At 56.0% G+C, this 4,915-nt stretch carries 5 protein-coding genes; all 5 read left to right on the forward strand.

Annotated elements, in window-relative coordinates; genetic code table 11:
• Window positions 1-227: hypothetical protein (locus tag GTP77_RS29445; protein ID WP_161075701.1), on the forward strand; the 227-nt coding region annotated here is incomplete at its 5' end.
• A 22-nt stretch (window positions 228-249) separates the two neighbouring features.
• Window positions 250-2,520: a T6SS effector phospholipase Tle3 domain-containing protein gene (locus GTP77_RS31345; RefSeq protein ID WP_161075702.1), complete on the forward strand. Its 2,271-nt coding sequence runs from the start codon at window positions 250-252 to the stop codon at window positions 2,518-2,520.
• Between the two features lie 20 nt (window positions 2,521-2,540).
• Window positions 2,541-4,133: a type VI lipase adapter Tla3 domain-containing protein gene (locus GTP77_RS29455; RefSeq protein ID WP_161075703.1), complete on the forward strand. Its 1,593-nt coding sequence runs from the start codon at window positions 2,541-2,543 to the stop codon at window positions 4,131-4,133.
• A gap of 10 nt (window positions 4,134-4,143) precedes the next feature.
• Window positions 4,144-4,413 (forward strand): PAAR domain-containing protein, encoded by a 270-nt coding sequence (locus GTP77_RS29460; RefSeq protein ID WP_161075704.1) that lies wholly within the window; start codon window positions 4,144-4,146, stop codon window positions 4,411-4,413.
• 49 nt (window positions 4,414-4,462) lie between these two features.
• Window positions 4,463-4,765, forward strand: a complete 303-nt coding sequence (locus tag GTP77_RS29465) for a type II toxin-antitoxin system RelE/ParE family toxin (protein ID WP_161075705.1) — start codon at window positions 4,463-4,465, stop codon at window positions 4,763-4,765.
• Window positions 4,766-4,915: the final 150 nt, after the last annotated feature.

The following is a 4,915-nucleotide window of genomic DNA, read 5'->3' on the forward strand; positions in this document are numbered from 1 at the left end:
CCGCTCTTCCAACCTTTGATGAAGGTAATACAGACCTCAAGTTCGAAGCACGCTACTACAGCCATTTGGACGGCGGCATCCCTGCACCTGAGATGGATGTTGAGACCAGTGCCAGTGATGGGACTGAACGCTCGGAAAAAACCGATGGCAGTGGAAAGACGGCGATGCTGCAAAGCGACGCGATGCATCTTGCCTCCGCCAAGGTAATGCGTAACAAGTCCAGCTAGCCTTTGCCAAAAGGAGTTTAAGGTGGGAATCTACACGAAAGTGCCATACGAAGCAGGCTTTGCCAGCGGCGTCTACGCCCGTAAACGCTTGAAAGACAAGGTGATTCCGCTGCGGCATAACGTGCCCGGCAACATCATCGTCATTCATGGCGTCAACGATGTCGGCACAGCATACGCAGCGGTTGAAAGTGGCTTGTGCGAGGGTTTAAGCACCCGCCTTTGCGGCGACCTCAAGGCGGCCAGCTATCGCCTTCCAGCCGAATCAGACAACAACAAAGTGGAAGAAGACCCCGACGCCATCTTCTACAAACGCACCATCTCGGACAGTACTCACAGTCCCGTGATCCCGTTCTATTGGGGATTCCGGGAACTCGACGCGCATGTCAGCAGCAACGCCAAGCTGGCGCGGGGACAGTTCCTTGATCGCCATGGCAATCGCCTGGACAAGGATTATTCGAAGGGTGGCGGTCCGTTCGCCAATGCCACTAGCACATTGCCCGATATGTGGAATCGCGGCAAATGGGGTGTGTTCCGGGCGTTGGACATTGCGCAGAAAGACGCTACTCACCCGGTTTTGAACAACCCTGGTCGCATGTATATGATCTTGGCCGCGCAACGCTTGGCCGCACTGATTTGCATGATCCGGGACTATGATGAGAATGAAACTGTTTCCATCGTGGCGCATAGCCAAGGCTGCCTGGTCAGTCTGTTGGCGCAGGCATTTCTGCTCGATCCGAAGATCAAGGCGGTCCAGCCCAATGCCAGGCCTGCCGACACTTTGATTCTGAACAATCCGCCCTATAGCTTGGTCGAAAACATCCCGATATCGGTGTCCGCTGTCGACGGCTATTCCGATGATGATGCCCTGATGAAGAATCGATATAGTTCGATCGACGGTATTCAAACTTTGAACGCGCGCTTGACTACCCTATCGCGGATAACCAAGGCCATCTGGGCGCGCAAACACACTCAACCTCCGATGGCGGAGTTGCCTGAGGTCGCGAAGCACTTTGGTGTAGTCGGCAAAGCCTGGAAGGCCAGTGAGGACCGGGATAATCGCGGGAAGGTGTATTTGTACTTCGGCCCGGAAGACATGACGGTGGCCCTCGCCAATGTTCAAGGCATTGGATGGCAGGGTGTGCCTGAGTACCAACGCGGCACAAAGACAGTACGGAAGGAGACCGCTGGCATCAAGCACAATAGTTCCAGCGACATCCTGCGCAAGCCGTTGGGAGAGTTGGGAGAAGGGTTCCGCCAGCGCGTGTTTACGCGCAAGCGTCGGCCTGATCCAATGTCCGGCGAATACGTGCAAGTTGGGGCTGCAAACAGCCCTTACTACTTCATGTTGCGTCAGCCAGGAGAGGACGACCAGTCGCACAGCGAGGTCAGTGATTCTTTCCTGAGCAAGCACGCGGTGCGGGGCCATCTCGCCGGCAGGAAGGATACCCCGGAGGGCGCGGACGTGGAGGAGACGATCAGCCATGGTGTGCGGCTCATCAACGGAGAGGCGCTAAAACAGCCCGTACTTGCCAGCCTTCTTGAAGGATCGTTCTCCGATGCGAAAGGGCGTGCAGGGGGCATAGAGGCTGTCGATCATATCGACGCAGCTATCGCTGTCACGAGTGAATACGGCGTGTACAACATGTGGCTGACTGTCCCCTACGTATATCCAGCTGCAGAAGCAGACAAGTTGGTCATTTCCGACAGCCCCAGGCGGGAATTGCATAACCTGAGGGTTGGGCATACAGCCGATCTGAAAAGCAAGGTGCAGGACTGGCTAAACAAGGATAAGGTTGTAGGGGAGTGCTGCGAAGTGCTGGAGGCTTACGTTTGCATGAATAACGGCTTTACGCCGCTGCCGGCCAACCCCGCCAAGGTGATTGTCAAACGCACCGAAACGCCCAATGAAGCGAGGTTGCGTTGGCAGAAAACCAAAGTCCCCCGCTCCTTCCACGGCGCCATCTTCGGCGGCAAGGAAAACCACCGCAACGTGACCGCTTATGACGTCGCTATCGGTAGCGGCAAAGCGTCGAGCGATCCCAAATTCTACAAGTACCTGTGTGAGTTCGCGGACTGGCGGGTGCAAAAGGATCCTCTTAGGAAGCGGAGGAGCATCCAGCAATGGGAGGAATTTAGAGCAACTCACGCGGCCTATTTGGGATCCGAACCGGCGTGGCGAAGACGCCTAATCGAGGGCAATGCCGAGTACTACTCGACAGGTGTATTGCCAGCTGGATTGCCGGTATTGCCGGAGGGCTTGCCTGCTGACGTGCTGTCGGAGTTGAAATCCTGAATATATTCCGTGGAGGCCACATGTCGAAAGCGATGATGGTTTTTTGGGTTTGTTTGGGAGTGCTGGTGTTCTTCATCTATAAGGCCTACGTGAACACGCATTCAAGAACTCCAACGCCAGCCAAACAGACAGCTGCTATAGCCCGGAAAGCGGCTGATACCCCAAGAGCAAAAGAGTATGTCCTGGAGGTGATTGGTCTTGGCGTTACCCTTGATAAATATCGCCAGAAAGCGCTTTGGCAGGCGTTGGTGAATGGGAATGCTCACACAACTATAAGGGAGACGGATCCAAAAAAATATCCCTGGCAAGGAACCGATAAGAGTGGCCTGTCTGGTGAACACGAGGGTGCCAGCCTTGAGAATGCCGCTTTTGAAATTCCCCAATTTTGGGGAACGCCGGTATTTAATGCGGAGCCATTGTGCCACCGGAGTATTCAAGCAGACGGGACAAAGCTTGAGCAAGTAGGGATTACGGGCGGTGTTGGTGTATCGGGAATGATCACCCATCTCTTTGTGGCCAATCATCACGAGCTGTCCGAGAGGCCTGATCGTATTGTTGAAATGATTTTCACATTTTTCGACAAGAACCCCGATGTTCCTTACGTAGTCCTCACTTCTGCCGATAGTACGCCAATGCGATTAGCATATCTGCCAACTTTCACGGTTATGAAAGACGGCTACTATGTCCCCGAGATGCCGGACTCGTCTGCTCTATTTGTGTTGGCAAGGCGCGAGCGTGTCGACGCCATGCGGCCATTTGTCTTCGAGGATGTCAGTGATGGTAAGTCAGTAGCCTTCCAAAACGACTACGGAATTGCCAGACGTCTGTTTCTCGCTTACTTGAACCTGCGTGATTCGGTTCCACGTCATCCCGACAGCATTGGCTTGCAACCAAACACCGCAGAATGGCTCGCCGAAGCAGCAAAATTCGGCGCCCGTCCCGACATCCGTGGCACAGGCCCAATCAGCTTCCTGGACGCCACCTCCCTGTGGAAGCACCATCCGCCACGCGACTGGAAGCCCACTCCCTGGTTCCCCGTCCCATGGAACACTGACCAGCTTGAACGCTTTGATGCGCTGCCGAGCCTCGGCTTCATTCACCGCCCCGTCTTCGTCAAGATGACCGATAACGGAGGCAAGGCAATCAAGCACCAGGCCGACCGTGAAGCCGCCTTGCACGCCGGCTGGCAGGAAGCATTGCAGACCTTGCCGCAAGCAGAGCGCCCCGCCGGACCGGCGCGCGTGATCGTCGCCACCGCCAACAACCAGAAGCAACTGATCACCTTCCACGGCCTGCTCCGCCAGATCGAAGCCGACGGCGGTCCCGAGATCGACCCGTCCAAGTCCAACCAGTTCATCGACACCGACCGCCGACTCGGCAACACCGGTGCCGCGACGTTCTTCATGCAGATGGCAATCGGCGTGATCGGCAGCTACCAAGAGGGCGGCGTCAGCGCCGCTTTCAACCTGCGCGACCCGAACGAAGCCAGCATCATCCTCGTGACTCCGCCGTCCGAAGAAAAACGCAAATCTCAATATCACACAATAGGCACCAGAATCCTGGAAAACACGACCCTGCCCCAGATCGATCCGAAAAACTACGAGCGTCCATAAGGAAAGAACCATGCGCAAAGTCATCTGCGTCGGCGACTCCACCTCGCACGGCGGCAAAGTCATCAGCAGCGGCGCGCCGCACTTCACAGTCGACGGCAAGCCCGTCGCCGTCTTGGGTGACAAATGCACTTGCCCGGTTGTTGGCCACGGCGGTGTCTGCACCATCATCGAAGGCGATTCCGATCACACAATAGACGGCGTTCCCGTGGCATATGAAGGCCACAAAACCAGCTGCGGCGCAACGCTCATGGCGAGCGGCGACATGCTTCACAAGGGCTAATCCAGCGCCGCTACACGATCCACGCATGCTGCTAAAATGAAGGCGCGTGATGCTACGCTTGCTGACGACTTCCGTCTTTGACGACTGGCTGTTGAACCTGAAGGATAAGGCGGCTGTCAGTTCCATCCAGGTACGCATTGCGCGTGCGCGTAACGGAAGCTTTGGAGACTGCGCTGCAGTGGGTGGTGGCGTCTCCGAAATGCGGATTCACCTTGGCCCCGGCTACAGAATCTACTTTGCAAGGTATGGCAAGGAGATCGTGATCCTGTTGGCGGGCGGTGACAAGTCTTCTCAGCGTGACGACATCAAGCGAGCACGGCAACTATTGCGTGATATACAAGGTATAGAATGACAATCCAGCTGACGGAATGGGATGGCTCAAGATATTTGCAGACGCGCGAGGACGTGGGCTTATACCTGACAGCATGTTTTACTGATGGCGGCAGTGACGCCGCTTTGCTTGCCCAGGCGTTGGACGATATCGCCCGCTCTACTGGCTTGG

This window comes from Pseudoduganella aquatica (assembly GCF_009857595.1).
GTDB classification, from domain to species: domain Bacteria; phylum Pseudomonadota; class Gammaproteobacteria; order Burkholderiales; family Burkholderiaceae_D; genus Rugamonas; species Rugamonas aquatica_A.